Raw genomic sequence first — 19,173 nt, forward strand, 5'->3', positions numbered from 1 at the left:
TGCCGGACCGGTGGTGCGAGGGTGGCGAGGTACCGGCCGGAGCAGCGCCGACTCCTCCGGTGCGCGCCGCAGTGCCGGTCCCAGGCGCAGCCGAGCAGCCGGTGCGGGAGCCGCGGTGCCCGGTGTGCGTGCCGCGGCGCCGTTCTCCGGCGTGGCGTTGCCTGGTCCGTGCCGGGCGCGCTGCGGCGACGCCGGGCACTCTCGGTCGCTGTTGCGGCGGGTGGCGACGCGGCACCGTCGGTCATCCGTTCGGCGTGCCCGCTCCGGACGGCCCTGCGTGCTCGCGCCTGCGGGTGACAACCGCATCTTCACGAAACAGTCACGCGGGCAACCACTTCGGCCATAGTGCGGCGGAAGGAACCGGGGGAGAAGGATTCCGCGTGCTTCCGGATCACCGCCGGATCGTAGGAGGCCGGATCGAAATCGCGCATGGCGCGGGCGAATTCGGTGACGACCGCGGTGTCGTCGCCGAATTCGACGTGTTCGCCGCTGATTCCGGGCAGCACGGTGTCCACCGCGCCGCCGGCGCCGACCGCGAGTACCGGTGTGCCGCAGGCCATCGCCTCCACCGGGACGATGCCGAAATCCTCGACGCCGGGCATGAGCAGGGCGCGGCAGCGGCGGTACATGTCGAGCAGGACCTCGTCGGGCGCCGCGCCGAGGAAGGTGGTCTCCGGGCCCGCGACGGATTCGAGCTGGGTGCGGAAACGTCCCTCGCCCAGCACGATCAGGCGGCATCCCGCCAGTTGCGCGGCGCGGATCGCGAGGTCGGCGCGCTTGTAGGGGACCAGGCGGCCGGCGATCAGGAAGAAGTCCTCGCGGGCCACCGTCGGGTCGGGGGCGAAGCGGTCGATGCGCACCGGCGGATGCACCACGGTGGACGGCAGACCCCACCAGTCCCGGACCCGACCGGCGACGGCCTGGGAATTGGCGACCACGTGCGCGAGTCGCGGTGCCGCGCGCAATTCGCCGTGGCGGGCGAGGCGGCCGAGTGCGGTGAGTGCCGCTCGTCCGGCGCGGCCACCCGCTTCGCGGGCGCGGAAGGCGGGGTCCCAGGCCCAGCGCGCCGGGCTGTGGACGTACGCGACGACCGGGGCGTCGGTGGCGAACACGGCCTGGGTGGCGAAGGCGTGGTGGCTGACCACGACGGTGTCGAATCGGTCCGCGAGCGGGAGCCGGCGCAGGGCGGCGGGCACCAGCGGCAGCAGCGGGGCGTGCGAACGCTGTCCGGTCAGTTCGTAGGCGCGGGTCAATCGGCTGGTGTGGAATGTCGTTGCCGGTTCGCCTTCCACCGGCGCGGCGGCGGTCCGGACCGAGTCGAGGCATTCGGCGGTGGTGAGCGGTGCGAACACCGGTGCGCCGGGCCAGGTCTTCATGAATTCCGCGACGACCGCTTCGGATCCGCCGTATTCGGTGAAACGTTCGTGGACGAGGGCGATGCGGGGCGGGGTCATCGGCGAGCCTTCGGTATCTGGTTCGGGACTTCAGAACGGCTGCGGCGCGGGAGCGATGTAGCGCGGCGCGGCCCGCGCGCGGAGGGCGGGGGCCACCGGACGACCGCGCAGCAACCCCTCGACGGAGCCCTGTTCCACTGCGCGCCGGTAGATTTCGGCGGCCGACCGGCACGCCTCGACGGTGTGGTCGATCGCCGCGTCGGTGTGCGCGGCGGAGGTGACGAAGGATTGGCCGAGCACGCCGCGCTCGAGCAGCTCCTGCAGGAACAGGGTCCGGAACGGTTGGGAGGGAAGACCCTCCGCATCGCGGGTCGCGAAGATGAGGCAGGACGGCCGGCCGAGCACCCGGAGGTGGCCGGCGATGCCGAGTTCCGCGGCGATCGCGTTGACGCCGTCGGCCAGCCGGCGACCGGCGCGTTCCATCCGGCCGACCGGGTCGCTCTCCGCGTAGGCCCGCACCACCGCGCGGAACGCGGCCAGCGAGCCGGTTTCCGGGCCGTGGGTCGTCGACAGCAGGAACACCCGATCCCGCTCGGTGCGCAGTCCGCCCAGCTCCATGAATTCCCGCCGCCCGGCCAGCGCCGAGATCGGGAATCCGTTGCCCATCGCCTTACCCCAGCAGGACAGGTCCGGGGTCACCCCGTACACCGCCTGCGCTCCGCCCGCCGACCAGCGGAAACCGGTGATCATCTCGTCGAACACCAGCAGGGCCCCGTACCGGTCGCACAGCGCCCGTACCCCGGCGAGATAGCCGGGCGCGGGCTCGGCGGTCGCCGTACCCGCCTCCATCACCACACAGGCGACCGAGTGCGAATCGAGCACGGCGGCAAGCGAATCCAGGTCGTTGTAGGGGAATCGCACGGTCGGCGGCGAGGCCGGGATGCCGGCGTTCATCGCGGTGGTGCCGATGAACCAGTCGTCGACGGAGAAGAACGGCTGATCGCAGATCGCGACCGTCTCACGGCCGGTGGCGGCGCGGGCCAGGCGCACCGCCGCGGTGGTGGCGTCGGAACCGTTCTTGGCGAACTTCACCATGTCCGCGCCGGGTACCAGACTCAGGAAGTCCTCGGCGGCAAGCATTTCCAGTTCGGTCGGCCGGGAGAAGTTGACCCCGTCGGCGATCGTGCGCGACACCGCCGCCACCACGGGCGCGTACCCGTGCCCGAGGGTGACCGACCGCAGTCCCATCCCGTATTCGACGTATTCGTTGCCGTCGCAATCCCAGACGTGACAACCGTTGCCGCGCACCAGAACCGGGGCCATGAATTCCGGATACTGATCCGCCCCGCGGGCATATGTGTGCGCGCCCCCCGGAACGAGTTCGTGCAGCCGGTCCTGGACGTAATTACTACGGTCGAAACTGCGCATCAGCCCCGCCCCCGCTCCGGCGCCGCCACGGTCAGCGCCCACAACATGTGATCGGCCCGTCGCCCGGCGGCGCCGAGATGATCGCGCAACCGCCCCTCCTCGAGCATGCCCGCCGCAGCGGCGACCTCGGCGAATTCGGTATCGGCGGAGTCGATCTCGGCCGCCACCCGATACAGGCCCAGCGAATCGACGGCATACGCCAGCACGGCTCGCAACGCGGCCGTGCGGATCTCGCGTCCGGCCCGGCCCGGATCGGCCCAAGCGGACAACCGCGCATTGCGATCGAACATGTCCAGATCGAACAACCGGTACTCACCCGCGTAGACCCCGCCGACCTCCAGCACCAGCACCAGACCACCGCCCGACCGCAATCCGCCTCGGCTCTCGAAGAACTCGCGCCACCACGCGACCCGCCTGCCGTGCGCAGATGGCCCGCTGGGCAGGCGATGCTCCGCGTGCGCCGACGGGTCGCCGTGAACAGGTGAATCGCCTCGGGGAAACGGCACGCTGCGCACGCTCTGCACGAGCGGCTCGCCATGCACGCGATCCGCACGGTGTGGGAACGAGTCACCATGGGTGAGCGGGTCGGGCATGGCCTGGGGGAGGGGGTCGCTGTGCAGGCGTTCCGCACTGTGCGGGAGGGAATCACCGTGTGTGAGTGGATCGCCGAGCGCGCCATGGGTGAGCGGGTCGCCATTCAGGCGATCCGCACTGTACGGGAGGGAGTCACTATGGGTGAGCGGGTCGCTGGGCTCGCTGTGGCTCAGTGGGTCACCGTGGGTCAGTGGATCACCTGGAAGGGGATGCTCGCGGTAAGCGAGCGGGTCACCGTCGGTGCGCGCGTTCCCCAGAAGAGGATAATCGTCGTGGCTGAGTGGGTCACCGTGGGTCAGTGGATCACCCGGACAAGGATGCGCACTGAGCTCGAGCGGGTCGCCGTGGCTGAGTGGGCCGCCGGGCCGAAGGTGCGCGCTGGGCGGGAGCGGGCCGATACCGTCGAGCGGCCCCCGGTGTACGTATGCCGCCGCGCGCGGGCCGCCGTCGGCGAAAGTGCGGCTGCGCAGGACGATTCTGGGCTGTCCGGGAACGCTCAACCGGACCGGACGATCGCCGCGCAGCAGCGTCGGGGTGCGCCGGATCCGCCACGCGGTGTGGCGCGCGGTCCGAACACCGACGAGTGCGGCCGTACCGAGCCGGTTCGTCCGGGGGTGCGCCTCGGCCGCCGGGAGCGTCACCTCGGCGCGCGAATCGTGCTGCCCCGCCGCGCTTGCGCCGCGCATCCGCCGGAGCTGACTGTCCACCAGCCCTTCCGGCGGCAGATCGGCCCGGGTCAACGACCACAATTCGTGATCGCTGCGAGTGCCACCCGCGTCGAAGTACCGCGCCAGCAACGCTTCCCGCACGAAACCGAGCCGGGTGGCGAACGCGAGCGCCGGACCGTTGTCGGGCGCTATCGGGGCGGCGATCCGTTCCAGCCCCAGCCTGTCGAAGCCGTGCGCGAGGACGAGCGCGGCGGCCACGCAGGAGAATCCGTGCCGCGCGAACCGGGAGTCGATCCAGATGCTCAGTTCCGCGGAACCGGCGCGGGTGTCGAGCCGGCACAGTTCGCACTGCCCGGCGAACCGGCCGTCGATCTCGATGATCCCCGAGAACTGCCGTCCCGCACGCACTTCCGCGCGTACGGCGACATACTCGTGGATCCACTCCCGCTCGGTGTGCCGCTGCGCCCAGTCGAGATCCGAACTGTGCCAGTACGGTTCGATGAGCTTCCGGTCACGCAGCCGGGCGGCCCGCCACGCCGCGTGGTCGGACGGCCGCGGCGACCGCACGACCACCTCGCAACCGCGTAATCGCACCGGGCCCAGCAGTATCCGCCCGCTCACAACCGCGGCCGGTCCTTGCCCAGCGGGGCGGTGTGCACCACGCCGTCGACGCCGACCGACAGCCGCCAGTAGCCTCCGGCGGGATCCTTCAGCACCACGCCACCCTCCGGCCGGTCGGACATCCATGCGCCGCTGGGCAATACCGCCGCCAGCGGCGCCCCGCTCGGATCCTGGATCTGGAAGATGTCGGTGTCCGGCGAGCCGGCCTGCAGCACGGTGGTGCCGACGAACCGGGTGGCGCGGGCGCGCCCGCGGGCCACCACGAACCAGCTCTCCGGGAAGACCCGCAGGTCGAGATCGTCGCGGTAGCCGGAGATCAGGTTGATCGCCGATCCTTCCGGGCAACCGGCGTGGTTGACCCGAATCTCGACGGGCAGGTTGTCGCCGTCCGGATCGAACTGCACATTCGCCAGATACGGCTGCCGGCAATGGATCAGGTCGAGGCATAGTGCGCGCGCGGCGACCTTGCAGTTCACCATCCCGAACTGTGCCGGTCCGCCGCTGTCGCTACCGATCGACAGCGCGGTGTCGGCGCCCTCGAACCACACGTTGGTCAGCCACCAGTCGTTCGCGGCGCCGTCCACGACGAGGTGCCGGTCGGTGGTCCGGGGATCGGCGTCGGAGACGAATTCCACGTTGGACAGCGCCAATCCGGCGTTGTGGTCGTTGCCGGTGCCCAGCACGCCGATCCGGTTGTTGGTGAATTTGCTGGAGGTGACGTAGTTCTGGATGCACGAGGTGACCAGACCCAGCCCGAAGTTGTTGATGTCGCAGTTGAGGAACGCGGTGCCACCGGTGTTCCCGTCGAGCACCACGCCGCGCTGGCCGGCGTAGCGGGGGAAGTTGCCGGACAGGTGATTTCCGCGCAGCACGACCGCGTCGAAGCTGCACCGGAAGGATCCGGTCAGCCACACCGCGGTCGAATTCGCCCCGGACAGATAGAAACCCAGGCGCTGGAACCGGACCCGCTGCCGGCCGCGCAGCGAGATCAGGGTGCCGTCACCGTCGTAGGTGACGGTGGTGGCGTCGGCCCCGTCGCCGAGAACGGTGGCGTAGTCGGGCAGATCGGGCCAGCGCGTCACCTTGTAGGTGCCCGCCGGCAGGTACAGCACCAGCGGCCGGTCACCGGCCGCGGCGGCCGCCGCGATGGCGGCGGTGTCGTCGGCCTTACCGTCGCCGACCGCCCCGAAGTCCCGGACGTTGCGCGCGGCGGGCGCGTCGGTGACGTGCGGGGAACGGAATCCGGGGCCCGGATCGGCGGCCGGGGTCGAGCACGCCGCCAGCGAACCGGCGGCCGCCGCGCCCAGCGTCACCGCCAGCAGCCGCCGGCGGTGTACCGACTCACTTGCCATCGGGAGCTCCGCCCGGCCGGGACAGCCAGTTGCGCTTGCGCTTGGGGTGGGTGTACACGACCACGCCGCTCAGACGCGGATCGTCGGGCCCGAACGCCGTGAGCGCGTCGGTGACCTGCGGGCTGGTGGTCCGGCCCAGCTCCACCACGCCGAGGGTGGTGTCGCAGTTGCGGGCCAGCGGGACGGCGTCGGCGGCCGCGGCGACCGGCGCGCACTCCAGCACGATGTGGTCGAATTCGCTGCGCAGCTTCGCCATGATGTCGGCGAATCGCCTGGACGCCAGCAGATCCGGGGTGTGCTTGTCGAGGGCGCCCACGGGCAGCACCCAGATCCCCGCTTCCTCCCAGGGGAGCACGGCGTCGTCGAGCGGGGTGGCCAGCCGCAGCAGTTCGCTCAGCCCGGTCGCCGATTGCAGCGTCAGGTGCACCGAACTGCCGTGCCCGGTGGTGTCGGCGTCGACCAGCACCACCCGCGCGCCGGCGTCGCCGAGGGACTGGGCCAGTCCGATCGCCACCTCGGGCCGCGACTGCGGGGACAGCGGGGCGAGCAGCACACTGCGGATCCGGCGGTCGTCGGTGAGCCGGGTGCGCAGCCGGCGCAACTCACCGGCGGCGGTCGGCTTGCCCTCCTCGACGTGGGCCAGCACCGGCACCGTCAGCAGCTTCGCCACCTCGTGCGAGGTGCGCAGCCGCCGGTCCAGTCGATGCCGGCCGATCGCGGCGAACAGCCCCAGCACCAGACCGGCGAGGACGCCGAGCACCAGGATGCGCTTGGACTGCGGGCCGCTCGGCGCGGACGGGACCTGCGCCTGGTCCACGACCGCGACCCGGGCCGCGGGCGCGGAGTCGGACTGGATGGTCTCGAGCTGGTCGACCAGAGCCCGGAACTGCGACATCACCTCGTTGGTCAGCTGCCGTGCGCCGTTGGCGGTCGAGGCGCGCACCGAGATCTCCACCAGGGTGGTGGCGGGCGGCGAGGACACGGTGATCGCGTTGCGCAACTCGGCGGTCGAGACATTCAGTGCGAGTTGATCTTTCACGTGCTGCGCCACGGTCTCGCTGGTGACCAGGTCGACGTAGGAGCGGACCCGCTGCTGGGCGGCCAGGCCGCCCTGGTAGGAGTCGTTGACCGACGTCCCGGTCGCCATCGTGATGTAGCAGGTGCTCGACGCCGTGTAGGTCACCGGCAGGGTCCGCAGGTAGGCGAAGGAGGCGCCCACACAGATCACGAATATCGTGGCGATGATCGGCCAGCGGCGCTTGGTCACATGCCAGAAATCGATCAAACCCATTGTCCTGCTCTCAATTGCGACGTGACGAGGGATGCGTTGGCGCGCTCCTCCAGGAGCGTGGCGATCGCCGGCGGCTCCCGTCGTCTCCGATACTCGCCGACCAGTAGATAGATGATCCAGACCAGCGCCATGGCCTGCAGGTACTTGCCGAGCGTTTCGAAGGCGCCCAGGAAACCGCGCTCGAACAACACCGGAACCTCGATCAGAGCCAGCCCGAGGACGGGCAGCGGAATGCGCGTATCGTACATGGCCCACGCCCAGACGAGCAGCACCGCGAACGTGAACAGCACATCCAGGGCGACACCGGGATACCCGCCCAGGACATAGCCCTCGTTGATATCGCCCTCGGCCAGCGACACCTCGATACCCGACATGTCCACCGACTGCCCGCGCACGTCGGCGGCCCATTCGGCGCCGGCCTGGAACTTCTCCGTGCCGAGCAACTGGGTGGGCAGCAGGGTCTCCGCGGCGTGCTCCATCGTCTCCTTCGGCGTCAGCCAGGAGCGGGGACCGGCGTAGTAGGCGTCGGTGGCCGCCTCCAGGCCGTCGAACCGGCGCAGCAGGCTCAGGAACGGCCGCACCGAGGTCGGGTAGCTCGAATCCGCCAGCGCGGATTGTGTTTTCGCCTCGTCGCTGGCCTTGAGCGATTGCAGCGCACCGAATCCGCCGACCGCGATCACCGTCATCGTCAGTACCGCGATGACCTTCCCGCGGGTCCAGTCCGTCATCGCGAACCGCACCGCGAGCGCGAGCGCGGCGCCCATGATCGGGGTCTTGGACTGCACGGCGGCCGTCCACAGCAGTTCGCCCGCGGTCAGTCCGCCGATGATCATCAGCATGCCGCGCAGGGTCGCGGGCCGCGAGTACACGAGCAGGCCGACAGCGCCGATGGTGCCCAGCACCGTGATCAGATTGAGGAACGGGTTGGGGCTCTCCAATTCGCCTGCGCGACCGGCGGTTCCGGTGGCGTAGGCGGCCAACCGGCCGAGCGTGCCGAGGATGTACAGGATGACCAGGGTCGACTTGAACTGCGGGTTGTCCGCGAGCCGGGCGAGCGCGCGGCCGCGCAGGAAGGACTGTCGTTCCACCGCGTCGCCCGGCACCGGACTGCGCCGGCCGCGCCGCCAGATCGTGTAGACCACAACCATTCCGGCGTACAGCCACGACCCGAACACCACCGGCCGCAGCACCGCCGCGATCCCGGGGTCGTAACCGAGCGCGACCAGTCGCGGGTCGGGCAGGTTGTCGCCGTACTGCGGTTGCGGCTGTACCCACAGCAGTACCGCCGGCACCGCGACGTAGGACAGCGCCCAGTACGCGCTCTGCGCGATCAGGAACACCCGGATCGGCCCGGTCAGCAGGAAACCGCAGATCACGAAGGTCACCAGGGCCCCGGCGACGAGGAGCACCTCGGTGGTGGCCCCCGTCATCGGGGGGCCTCCGTCCGGTGGCGGGGGTCAGGCGATCGCATCGATGATCTCGCGGGCGCGATCGACATAACGGTGGCCGCCGGAGACGATGCGCCGGTATCCGGCCTCGGCGACCTTCGCGGCCTGTCCGGGATGGCGGTCACATCGGTCGAGGATCTCGCGCAGTTCGGCGGTGCCGGAGAACAGGAAGCATTCGCTGTCCTCGGCGAGCAGCGCGGCGTGCTCGTCGGTCCGCTCGCCGACGAAAAGCCCACCGGCGGCGGGTATCTCGAAGCTGCGGCAGGTGTGGGTGTCGCGGTTGGCGGAGTTGAGCAGCACCAGGTTGGCGGTGACCGCGGCGACCGCGACCGAGAAGTGCTCGCCGTAGACCGGTCCGCGCACCGCGGCCCCGGCCCGCACCAGCGCGGGTTCGCGCCGCCAGCCCGGCCCGTAGACCGCCAGCCGCGACCGGTGCTCCCGGGCCAGATCCACCAGCAGTCCGGTGCGGTCGGGCCGGCGCGCGCCGATGAAACCGGCCAGGAACCGATCGCCGCCGCGGCGCGCGCAGGGCCGGTGCCAGGCCGGATCGTAGGCGCTGGCGACGAACGTCACCGCCCGCGCGCCGCGCTCACGCAGCTCGGAGACGTTGTGCCGCTTGGTCGTCACGATCAGATCCCAGGCCGCCTCGTGCGCGAGGTAGGCGGGGCTGGTGTTCTCCGGATTCGACACGTCGTCGGGACTGTAGTGGATGCGCACCCGGGCCGGCACCGACAGCAACCGCTGCTGGTCGAGATGGACGCCCTTGAAGACGAACAGCACGTCCGGCGTGAAATCCGCTGCCAGCCGGTCGATCTCGTCGTGTACCGCCATGATGTCCCAGCCGGCCCGGCGGCGGGCCAGCTTCGAGTAGATCCACGGCGGCGAGAACCGTTGCGGCAGTGTCACCTTCGTCGAGTCGACGACCACCACCTCGTGCCCGGCCTCGCGGAAACCGTCGGCGAGCGAGCGGGCGTTGCTGCCCACCCAATCGTCGCCGATGTACAGAATTCTCACGACGCCTCCACCTCGTAGACCGCGGCCGGTTCGGCCGCGAGCCGGGTCCGCTGCCCCGCGCGCTCGCGGACCAGCATCCACCGCACGCGGGCGATGTACCAGAGCATCACGGTGAATTCGGCCGCCACCGTACCGTGCACCAGTGTCCACACCGAATGGGTGTGCAGGGCGAGCATCAGCCCACCGGCCGCGACGCAGGTGCCGATGACCGCACCGATCAACACCCCGGCCGTGTCCTCCCGGACCGGCAGGATCGCGGTGGTGACGAACGAGGTGACCGTGGTGGCCGGCAGGATGCACGCCTCGACCCGCAACAGCGGTATCGCGCGGGTGAACTCGTCACCGAACATCACGTGGATCAGCACGGGCGCCAGGGCCCACACGCTGACCACGCCCAGCACCGCGATCACCACGCAGCCCAGCAGCGATCGGATCGAGGTGCGCCAGAACGATTCCTGCGCGCTGCGGTGCGCCATCCGGGGTAGCAACGCGAAACCGATGGGATCCAGCAAGGATTGGATGGCCCGCACCAGCCGGTCGCCGGCGGAGTAGAGGCCCAGCGAAACCGGGTCCAGCACCACGGAATACACCGCGGCGGCGCCCTGCCCGTAACTGGTGACCAGCGCCCGCGAGACCAGCACCGGCATCCCGATGCGCAGCACCTCCCGCAGCCGATGCGGCCGGCCCGGCATCCCGAACTTGCGCAGGGAATCCGACCAGGTCAGGATCACGGTCAGCACCGAGGAACCGAGCAGGCACAGCATCGCCACGGTGGCCGTGGGGAAACGCGGCAGCAGCAGCAACAGCAGAATCGGATAGACGAGGCGGCCGGAGCTCTGATAGAGCGTCGACGCGCCGAACCGGCCCTGGCCGATGAGCAACCAGTCCTCGGAGACGGACCAGAACCCGCCGGCGAACAGGCCCAGCAGAATCATGTGCAGTTTGTCCGGCGCGCCGGTGGCGAGGCCGATCAGCAGCGCCGCGCCGATCGTGCCCAGGATCGTCACCCGGACGGCGAGGTAGGTGCCGCGCAACCGGTCGATGTCGGGCCGCGCCTCGGGCCGATCGTGGTCGTGCACCTTCGCGGCGAGGAACGAGGTGATCCCCAGATCGACCACCAGCGAGCCGATGAAGTACGCCGACATGCCGATGGCGAGCAGCCCGAGACCGCTCGGGCCGAGCAACCGGGAGATCAGCGGCAGGGTGACGACCGTGATGAGGTACTGACCGTACTTGCCGAAGCTGACGAAGCCGATATCGCGCAGCACCGCCGCGACACCGTGGCCGCCACGCCGCCGCCCGGCCGGCTCGGCCGTGGCGTCCGGGGTGGCCCTGCCGAGCACCGGGATCTCGACCGTCGGGGGATCGACAACCGGGATTTCGACCGTCGGAGCCTCGGATGACCAGGTGTGGAATTCAGCCATGCCGCAGCCACTTCCGCCGCCCCGCCACCTCGGTGAGGAACCCGGCCACCACCCGGGCCGATTCGGTGATGCCGAAATGCCGGGCCCGGACACGGGCGGCGGTGGCGAGCCGGTCCCGTAGCGCCGGATCGCCGAGTAGCCGATCGAGGGCCGCGGTCAGCTGCGCCTCGTCACCGGCGTCCACCAGCAGCCCGCTGACCTCCGGCTCTACGATCTCGGTGGGGCCGCCGGGCCGGGTCGCGACGACCGCGCACCCGGCGCGCATCCCCTCGGCCACGACCTGCCCGAACGGCTCCGGCAGCACCGAGCAGTGCACGAGCACGTCCACGTCCCGCAGGATCGTGTCCGGGTCGTCGACATGGCCGGTGAAGGTGACCGGCAGCGCGAGTTCGGCGGCGAGCCGCTCGAGCCCGGCGCGGTACGGTTCCTCGTCGAAGAAGGTGCCACCCACCAGAAGGACTTGTCGCGGAGTGTATTTCGCGGCCGCGAGCGCGCGCAGGAACACGTCCTGCCCCTTCCACGGCGCCAGCCGCCCGACGACCGCGACGACCGCGTCCTCGGGCTCGCGCTGCGGCGGCCGGGGCGTCTCCGGCGCGGGCTCCAGCCCCGGATAGGCGACGATCGCGGGCCACCGCCAGGTGAACAGCGTGCGCAGTGTGCCCCGGCTGTTGGCGATGCAGCCCTGCGCGGCGACCCGGCCCAGCACCCGGATGACCGGCGCCAGCGCGCGGCCGAAATACTGCGCGGTGATCCGGTCGTGCACCTGCCAGACCAGCGGAATTCCGGCGCGCCGGGCCGCTACCGCGCCCATCAGCAGGGTCTTGGTGCTCCCGGCCACCAGCACCGTGGCCCCGAGCTCGCGGGCGGTCGCGCCGAGCGCCCAGCCCACCCGCAGCAGCCCGGCGGCACCGGCGAGCAGCCGCCGCGGATCGGCCGCACCGGCGATGGTCATCGATCGGCTGTCGAAAGTGTTTGCCAGCAAACGGGTTTCGATGCCGCGCTCCCGGGTGCGGTCCAGCATCGGCCCGTCGGCGGTGTAGACGACGGCGGTGTCCAGATGCGGCCGCAGCGCCGAAACCAGCCGCAGCATGGCCAGTTCGGCGCCGGAGGGGGCGGCGGTGTGCGCCAGGAAGACGGCCCTCATGTGCCGACCAGGTCGCGATAGAGGTCCAGATGCCGGTCCGTGGCCGCGGTCCAGGAGAACTTTTCGGCGTGCGCCCGGCAGCGGGCCGGGCCGGGCCGGTCGCCGTCGAGGGCGGTGCTCAGCCGGGCCGCCAGCGCTTCCCGGTCGCCGACCGGGACGATCAGCGAATCATCCAGTCCGCGTACGGCATCCGGCAGCCCGCCGCAGTCGGTGACCACCGGCGCCCGCCCGGCCGCGAGGGCCGCGAGCGTGACGAGCCCGAAACCCTCGAGGTCCAGCGACGGCACCACCGCCACCGTGGCCCGGGTATAGAGCTCGTCGAGCCGGTCGTCGTCGACGAATCCGGTGAACTCGATCGAGGGGAGAGGCGCCGCGCGCTCGCGCAGTTCGGCAGCGATCGTGCCGGTTCCGACGATGATCAGCCGCGCCTCGGGATGCCGGTCGAGCACGGCGGGCCAGCAATCGATGAGGACGTCGATGCCCATGCGGCGCTCCAACCGGCGCACACACAGGACCGTGGGTGGTGAATCCGCCGGGGACGAAGCGGGTTCGGGGCTCGCGGGCACGTCCACGCCGGGCGGAATGATCGCGATGCGATGCGACGGTATCCGGTAGTCGTTGACGAGCACATCGTGAAAATACCGGGACAACACGACGAACCGGTCGGCGCGGGTGTACCGCAGCCGCTCCAGCGCGTATTTGGCGCGGACCGCGCCGGAGCCCTCGCCGGCCAGCCGGCTCTCGGCGGCCCACGGTCCGTGGAAGTGCACGACCGTCGGCTGGTTGCGCAGCCGCCCGGCGCCCACCGGTCCGTAGAGGCCGAAATGCCGGTCCAGCACGGTGTCCGGGCCCAGATCGCGCCGATCCAAAAAGGCGGTTCGCGCGCGGTGCAGCGTGCCGCCGCCGACCGGACCCCAGGACCGCCCGCCCTCGGGCGCCGGCCCGAAGGCGGCGGCGCTCACCACGACATCCGGCCGGCGGGCCAGCGCGCCGTACAGGTCGGTGAAGTACCGGTTCAGACCGCCGGGGACGGCGGCGAACCACTCGGACCCGGTCATGTGCACCCGAACCGGTGCCGTATTCGCCATCAGTAGGCGCCCTCGCCGCGCAGCACCGCGCCGAGGGTCCGGGAGACCAGCAGCAGATCCAGCACCATCGACCAGTTCTCCACGTAGGACAGGTCCAGGTTCATCGAGTCCTCGGGCGACAGATTCGACCGCCCGCTGACCTGCCACAACCCGGTCAGGCCCGGCTTGACCAGCAGCCGCCGCCACATGACCCCGTCGTACGAGTCGACCTCGCGGCGCACCTGCGGCCGCGGCCCGACCACGCTCATCTCACCGCGCAGCACATTGAAGAACTGCGGCAGTTCGTCGAGGGAGTACTTGCGGATCACCTTGCCGACCGGCGTGACCCGCGGGTCGTCCTTCATCTTGAAGAACACCGTATTACCGCCCTGAGCGGCGATGAGCGCGTCGACGTGACGGTCCGCGTCGACGTACATGCTGCGGAACTTGATCATCGGGAACGGCCGGCCGTTGCGGCCGATCCGTTCGGACAGGTAGAACACCGGCCCGGTGCTGGTGACCTTCACCGCGATCGCGATCGCCAGCAGCACCGGGGACAGCATCGTCACCGCGAGCAGCGCGAAGCAGATGTCGAACAGCGCCTTGCGATTCGAGCGCGCGCGGTCGTACTGCGGCTTGCCCACGTGCAGCATCGGCATGCTGGCGACGAGTTGATGGGTGAGCCGGGTGCCGGAGATGTCGACCAGGCCGGGCGCGACGATCAGCTCCACCCCGATCTGGTCCAGTTCCCAGGCCATGTGCCGGAAGTCGGCCGGGCCCAGGTCGTCGGTAGCGGTGATCGCGACCGTGTCCGCCTGGGTGTAGCGCACCGCCGCGAGGACCGAACGGTCGTCGCCCACAACGGGAATCGTGCGATCGCCGACGGCGATGCCGACCAGGCCGATGTCCGGCGTGCACATCCCGACCACCTGGTACCCGGACCCGGGGTCGCGGGAGAACGCGGCGATCATCGCCGACGCCGCGTCCCGGCTGCCCACCACCAGCACCCGGATCCCGCAGTCCCCGACCAGCCGCCGTTTGGTCAGCCAGTGCCGCCACCACCAGCGCTGCGCGGTCAGGCCCACCAGGCCGAGCGGCAGCGCGATGGCGAGATAGCCACGGGCGATGTCGAGATGGAACACCAGCGACAGGATGGCGATCAGCCCGAACAGGGTCATCGTGGCGGACAGCAGCCGCCGGTACTCCTCGGGGCTGCCGAAGATCCGCGGCGACCGGGTGCCCGCGCCGCTGAGGCAGACCACCCACACCAGCCCGAGCAACGCCGACACCACCGTGTACCGCACCTCGAGCGGGAGGGTGGCCGCGAGCGGCGGATTGGCCGTGCCGCCGAACCGCATGACGTGCGCCACACCCACCGCCGTCACGATCACCACCAGATCGCCGATGCGCAGCCAGCGTTCATATTCGCGTTGCCAGCGTTCACGCTCGGAACGCGGCGGTACGACGACCCGCGCATTGGCGCGAGCCCTGGGCTCGAAACGCATGAATAAACAAACCTCCCCCATGGCGGAACGCGGCTCCGATCCGGGACCGGTCCACCCGACAAGGGATTCACACCACAAAGACTGACGAGTTACGCGGCATTTTCGGTGCCGGGAGAGAAATGTACCGAACGGCGGCCCGAAGCGCATGTCGGGATGTCCGCCGGGATAACCCATTCCGGGATCCGCGCGCACAGATAAGACCGACTGACCGGTCAATCCCCTAATGATCCCCTAAGCGCCCCCGGGTCGGGCATTCCGTGCCGACGTTTCGGGCGTTTGTCCGCTGTGTACCAGCTTAGACGGGACCGGAACGCAAGAGCTGTTCCCGAAACTTTATGAACTCTTGTCCGAAAAGATGCCGAGTTCTGAAGTGGCTCCGCGCCGGAATGTACCCGGCGGCCGTCGCGCGAAACATGAATCCGTGTTGTAGTGTGGGCCGGCGGGAACGGGCGGTCATTGCTTTGTCCCGGGCCGCTGCCGAGGTGGTAAAGATCAGAGGGAACTGCTCGTGCGTTGTCGCTTGTGCCATTCCGGTCACTTGACCAGTGTGCTCGATCTGGGCGCGACGCCGCCGTGCGAGAAATTCCTCACCGAGGCCGAGCTGGATCTTCCGGAGACGACCTATCCGCTGCACCTGCGCCTCTGCGAGAATTGCCTCCTGCTGCAGATCCCGGCCCTGATAACACCTGCGGACACCTTTGTCGAATACGCTTATTACTCTTCGTTTTCCGACAGCTGGGTCCGGCACGCGCGGACGTTCGTCCAGCAGGCGATCGCCGATCTGAGCCTGGGCCCGGACTCGCTGCTGGTGGAGGTGGCCAGCAACGACGGGTACCTGTTGCAGCACGCGGTCGCCGCGGGCATCCCCTGTCTGGGTATCGAACCCTCGCACAACGTCGGCGCCGCCGCCCGCGAGAAGGGCGTGCCGACGGTCACCGCGTTCCTCGACGAGGACACCGCCACACGGATCCGGGACGCGCACGGCCCCGCGGATCTGGTGGTGGCCAACAACGTCTACGCGCACGTACCCGACCTGCTCGGCTTCACCCGCGCCCTGCGCGGGCTGCTCGCCGACGACGGCTGGTTGTCGATCGAGGTGCACCACGCGCTGAACCTGGTGCGGCTGGGGCAGTTCGACACCGTCTACCACGAACATTTCCAGTACTACACGGTCGCCTCCGCGCGGCGGGCGCTCGCCACCGCCGGACTGACCGTGGTCGACGTGGAGTTGCTGCCGACACACGGTGGCTCCCTGCGGCTGTGGGCCCGGCCCGATCCGGTCGCCCGGCCCCGGCCACGGGTCGCCGAGGTGCTGGCGATGGAGGAGTCGGCCGGATTGCACTCCGCCGCAGGCTATTCCGATCTGCAGGACCGCGCCGAACAGGTGCGTGCGGAGCTGCTCGAATTCCTGCTGGACTGCCGCGCGGCCGGGCGCCGCGTCGCCGGCTACGGTGCGCCCGGCAAGGGCAACACCCTGCTCAACTATTGCGGTATCCGCCCGGACCTGTTGTCCTACACGGTGGATCGCAATCCCTACAAGCACGGCCGGTACACCCCGGGCACCCGCATCCCGATCCATCCCCCGGAACGACTCGATGCCGACCGCCCCGATGTCGTGGTGGTGCTGCCGTGGAATCTGGAGACCGAGATCACCGCGCAACTGCGGCATGTCGGCTCCTGGGGCGGGCAGCTGGTGTATCCGCTGCCGACACTGCATCATGCCAACCTGGCGGGGGCCGAGTCCGGGAGTAGATCGTGAAAGTCGTCCTGTTCTGCGGTGGATTCGGCATGCGGATGCGCGGCGGCGCCGACGATCCCGTGCCGAAGCCGATGCAACTGGTCGGCCCGCGGCCGCTGATCTGGCATGTGATGCGGTACTACGCGCACTTCGGGCACAAGGAGTTCATCCTCTGCCTCGGTTACGGCGCCGCCCACATCAAGAACTTCTTCCTCACCTATCAGGAGTCGGTCTCCAACGATTTCGTCATCCGCGACGGGCAGGTTCAGCTGCTGGCCTCCGACATCAGCGACTGGACAATCACTTTCGTGGACACCGGCCTGGATTCGGCGATCGGCGAACGACTGCGCCGGGTCCGGCACCTGCTCGAGGGCGAGGAGTACTTCCTCGCCAACTACGCGGACGTCCTGACCGACGCACCGCTGGACGAGATGATCGACAAGTGCGTCGCCGCCGGTGCGGCCGCGTCGATGATGATCGTGCCGCCGCAATCCTCGTTCCACTGCGTGGATGTCAACGCCGCCGGTGAGGTCGAGCGGATCACTCCCGTCGCCAAGCTGCCGCTGTGGGAGAACGGCGGCTATTTCGTGCTCTCCCAACAGGTTTTCGACCTACTGCCGCCCGGCGGCGACCTGGTGGAGGATGCCTGCGGCCGGCTCGCCGAACAGGGCCGGCTGGTCGGTTATCAGCATCTGGGCTTCTGGAAACCGGCCGACACCTTCAAGGAACGCCACGAACTCGACGCCGCCTACCACTCCGGCATGCGGCCGTGGATGGTGTGGGAGCGGAACGAACGATGCTGACGCTGCGCGCCGACGGCGTGCGCGAGGTGGCCCTGCTGGCCGCGCACTGCGACGACCTGGCCATCGGCGCCGGCGGCACGCTGCTCACCCTCGCCGAAGCGGTTGCGGGCCTGCGGGTCCGGGCGCTGGTCCTGTGCGGCGGCGACACGCCGCGCGCCGCCGAGGAACTGGCCGCGCTGACCGACTTCTGCCCCGGCGCCGACCTGGACCTCACGGTCCTGTCGCTGCCGGACGGCCGCACCCCCACGCACTGGGACGAGGTGAAGGACGCCGTGGCCCGCTTCCGCCGCGGCGGCGACCCCGACCTGGTCCTCGCCCCGCAGCCCGGCGACGCGCACCAGGACCACCGCCTGCTGGCGCGCCTCGCGCCCACCGAATTCCGCGATCATCTGGTGCTCGGCTACGAGATCGTCAAATGGGAGACCGATACGCCGCGGCCCACCCTGTTCTGCCAGTTGCGAGCGGACATCGCCGCCCGCAAGGCCGAACTGCTGATGAAACACTATCCGTCCCAGCGGGATCGGGACTGGTTCGACGAACGGACCTTCCTGGCGCTGGCCCGGCTGCGCGGCGTCCAGTGCCGCGCCGACCACGCCGAGGCCTTCGTGATCGACAAGGCCACTGTCACTTTCGGAGGTACGTGACCATGCGGGTACTGCTCACCGGCCACCAGGGCTACCTGGGCACGGTCATGGCGCCGGTGCTGCGCTCCGCGGGCCACGACGTGATCGGCCTGGACATCGGCTATTTCGCCGACTGCGTGCTCGGGCCGCTGCCCGGCGATCCGCCCGGCATCGTCGCCGATCTGCGCGAGGTCACCGAGGAGCACCTGGCGGGCTTCGACGCGGTGATCCATCTGGCGGCCCTGTCCAACGACCCGCTCGGCGCGCTGGCGCCGCGGATCACCCACGACATCAACCACCACGCCTCGGTGCGGCTGGCCGAACTCGCCAAAGCCGCGGGCGTGCAACGCTTCCTGTACGCCTCCACCTGCTCGGTGTACGGCGCCGCCGGCGACCGGCCGGTGGGGGAGGACACCCCGCTGCACCCGCTGACCCCCTACGCCGAGAGCAAGGTGCGGGTCGAGGCGGATGTGGCGGCGCTCGCCGGCGACGGCTTCTGCCCCGTATTCCTGCGCAACGCCACCGCATTCGGCTTCTCGCCACGGTTGCGCGCCGATATCGTCCTCAACAACCTGGTCGGCTACGCCGTGCTGACCGGTGAGGTCCGGGTGCTGTCGGACGGCACACCGTGGCGCCCGCTGGTCCACGCGGCCGACATCGCGACCGTGTTCGCCACCTGCCTGACCGCACCCGCCGAGCGGATCAGCGCCCGCGCGTACAACATCGGCGACGAATCCAACAACGTCACCGTCGCCGACATCGCCCGCGCGGTGGTCGACGTCGTTCCCGGCTCACGCCTGGTGATCGCCAACGAGACCGGCCCCGACCCCCGCTCCTACCGGGTCGACTTCACCAGGGCCCGAACCGAACTCGACTACCGCGCGACCTGGAGCATCGCCGACGGCGCGGCCGAGCTGTACCGGGAATACACCGCCCGCGGCCTCACCGCCGACGACTTCGCCACCCGCTTCACCCGTCTCGCGCGGCTGCGGGAACTCACGCTCGCGGGTGTGATCGACGAATCCCTGTGCCGCGTCGCGGTCGGGGCCTGAACGGTGA

The 19,173-nt window shown here is 70.2% G+C and carries 15 protein-coding genes; 4 read left to right on the plus strand and 11 right to left on the minus strand.

Annotated elements, in window-relative coordinates; translation table 11 throughout:
* Nucleotides 1–308 precede the first annotated feature (308 nt).
* Genes NRB56_RS01915 through NRB56_RS01965 form a run of 11 tightly spaced genes read right to left on the minus strand, consistent with a single transcriptional unit; the run spans nucleotide 309 to nucleotide 14,950 of the window.
* Nucleotides 309–1,454, minus strand: a complete 1,146-nt coding sequence (locus NRB56_RS01915; protein WP_153338706.1) for a glycosyltransferase — start codon at nucleotides 1,452–1,454, stop codon at nucleotides 309–311.
* 30 nt (nucleotides 1,455–1,484) lie between these two features.
* Nucleotides 1,485–2,822, minus strand: coding sequence for a glutamate-1-semialdehyde 2,1-aminomutase (locus NRB56_RS01920; RefSeq protein WP_153338707.1), 1,338 nt, complete (start codon nucleotides 2,820–2,822; stop codon nucleotides 1,485–1,487).
* On the minus strand, nucleotides 2,822–4,705 hold the full coding sequence (locus NRB56_RS01925) for a GNAT family N-acetyltransferase (protein WP_194290691.1): 1,884 nt from the start codon (nucleotides 4,703–4,705) through the stop codon (nucleotides 2,822–2,824). The genes NRB56_RS01920 and NRB56_RS01925 overlap by 1 nt, the downstream gene beginning before the upstream one ends.
* On the minus strand, nucleotides 4,702–6,057 hold the full coding sequence (locus NRB56_RS01930) for a glycosyl hydrolase family 28-related protein (RefSeq protein WP_153338709.1): 1,356 nt from the start codon (nucleotides 6,055–6,057) through the stop codon (nucleotides 4,702–4,704). Before NRB56_RS01930 ends, NRB56_RS01925 begins: the two co-directional genes overlap by 4 nt.
* Entirely contained in the window at nucleotides 6,047–7,348 is a 1,302-nt protein-coding gene (locus NRB56_RS01935) for a GNVR domain-containing protein (RefSeq protein ID WP_153338710.1), read from the minus strand. The genes NRB56_RS01930 and NRB56_RS01935 overlap by 11 nt, the downstream gene beginning before the upstream one ends.
* Nucleotides 7,339–8,778, minus strand: a complete 1,440-nt coding sequence (locus NRB56_RS01940) for a hypothetical protein (protein WP_153338711.1) — start codon at nucleotides 8,776–8,778, stop codon at nucleotides 7,339–7,341. Before NRB56_RS01940 ends, NRB56_RS01935 begins: the two co-directional genes overlap by 10 nt.
* A 27-nt stretch (nucleotides 8,779–8,805) precedes the next feature.
* Nucleotides 8,806–9,810: a CgeB family protein gene (locus NRB56_RS01945; protein WP_319942436.1), complete on the minus strand. Its 1,005-nt coding sequence runs from the start codon at nucleotides 9,808–9,810 to the stop codon at nucleotides 8,806–8,808.
* Nucleotides 9,807–11,234, minus strand: a complete 1,428-nt coding sequence (locus NRB56_RS01950) for a lipopolysaccharide biosynthesis protein (protein WP_153338712.1) — start codon at nucleotides 11,232–11,234, stop codon at nucleotides 9,807–9,809. Before NRB56_RS01950 ends, NRB56_RS01945 begins: the two co-directional genes overlap by 4 nt.
* On the minus strand, nucleotides 11,227–12,378 hold the full coding sequence (locus tag NRB56_RS01955; protein WP_153338713.1) for a glycosyltransferase family 4 protein: 1,152 nt from the start codon (nucleotides 12,376–12,378) through the stop codon (nucleotides 11,227–11,229). Before NRB56_RS01955 ends, NRB56_RS01950 begins: the two co-directional genes overlap by 8 nt.
* On the minus strand, nucleotides 12,375–13,436 hold the full coding sequence (locus tag NRB56_RS01960) for a glycosyltransferase family 4 protein (RefSeq protein ID WP_153338714.1): 1,062 nt from the start codon (nucleotides 13,434–13,436) through the stop codon (nucleotides 12,375–12,377). Before NRB56_RS01960 ends, NRB56_RS01955 begins: the two co-directional genes overlap by 4 nt.
* A gap of 29 nt (nucleotides 13,437–13,465) precedes the next feature.
* The gene (locus NRB56_RS01965) at nucleotides 13,466–14,950 is read right to left on the minus strand and encodes a sugar transferase (protein ID WP_153338715.1); all 1,485 of its coding nucleotides are present in this window, start codon (nucleotides 14,948–14,950) and stop codon (nucleotides 13,466–13,468) included.
* Nucleotides 14,951–15,458: 508 nt separating this feature from the next.
* Here NRB56_RS01965 and NRB56_RS01970 point away from each other — a divergent pair.
* Genes NRB56_RS01970 through NRB56_RS01985 form a run of 4 tightly spaced genes read left to right on the plus strand, consistent with a single transcriptional unit; the run spans nucleotide 15,459 to nucleotide 19,166 of the window.
* Nucleotides 15,459–16,709, plus strand: coding sequence for a class I SAM-dependent methyltransferase (locus tag NRB56_RS01970; RefSeq protein WP_319942437.1), 1,251 nt, complete (start codon nucleotides 15,459–15,461; stop codon nucleotides 16,707–16,709).
* Nucleotides 16,706–17,491, plus strand: a complete 786-nt coding sequence (locus tag NRB56_RS01975) for a glycosyltransferase family protein (protein ID WP_319942438.1) — start codon at nucleotides 16,706–16,708, stop codon at nucleotides 17,489–17,491. The genes NRB56_RS01970 and NRB56_RS01975 overlap by 4 nt, the downstream gene beginning before the upstream one ends.
* Nucleotides 17,485–18,135: a PIG-L deacetylase family protein gene (locus tag NRB56_RS01980; protein ID WP_153338717.1), complete on the plus strand. Its 651-nt coding sequence runs from the start codon at nucleotides 17,485–17,487 to the stop codon at nucleotides 18,133–18,135. Before NRB56_RS01975 ends, NRB56_RS01980 begins: the two co-directional genes overlap by 7 nt.
* A 2-nt stretch (nucleotides 18,136–18,137) precedes the next feature.
* A complete protein-coding gene (locus NRB56_RS01985) occupies nucleotides 18,138–19,166 on the plus strand; it encodes an NAD-dependent epimerase/dehydratase family protein (protein WP_153339021.1) in 1,029 nt (342 codons plus the stop codon).
* Nucleotides 19,167–19,173 lie beyond the last annotated feature (7 nt).

The sequence above is a fragment of the Nocardia aurantia genome (genome assembly GCF_009604425.1).
GTDB classification, from domain to species: Bacteria; Actinomycetota; Actinomycetes; order Mycobacteriales; family Mycobacteriaceae; genus Nocardia; species Nocardia aurantia.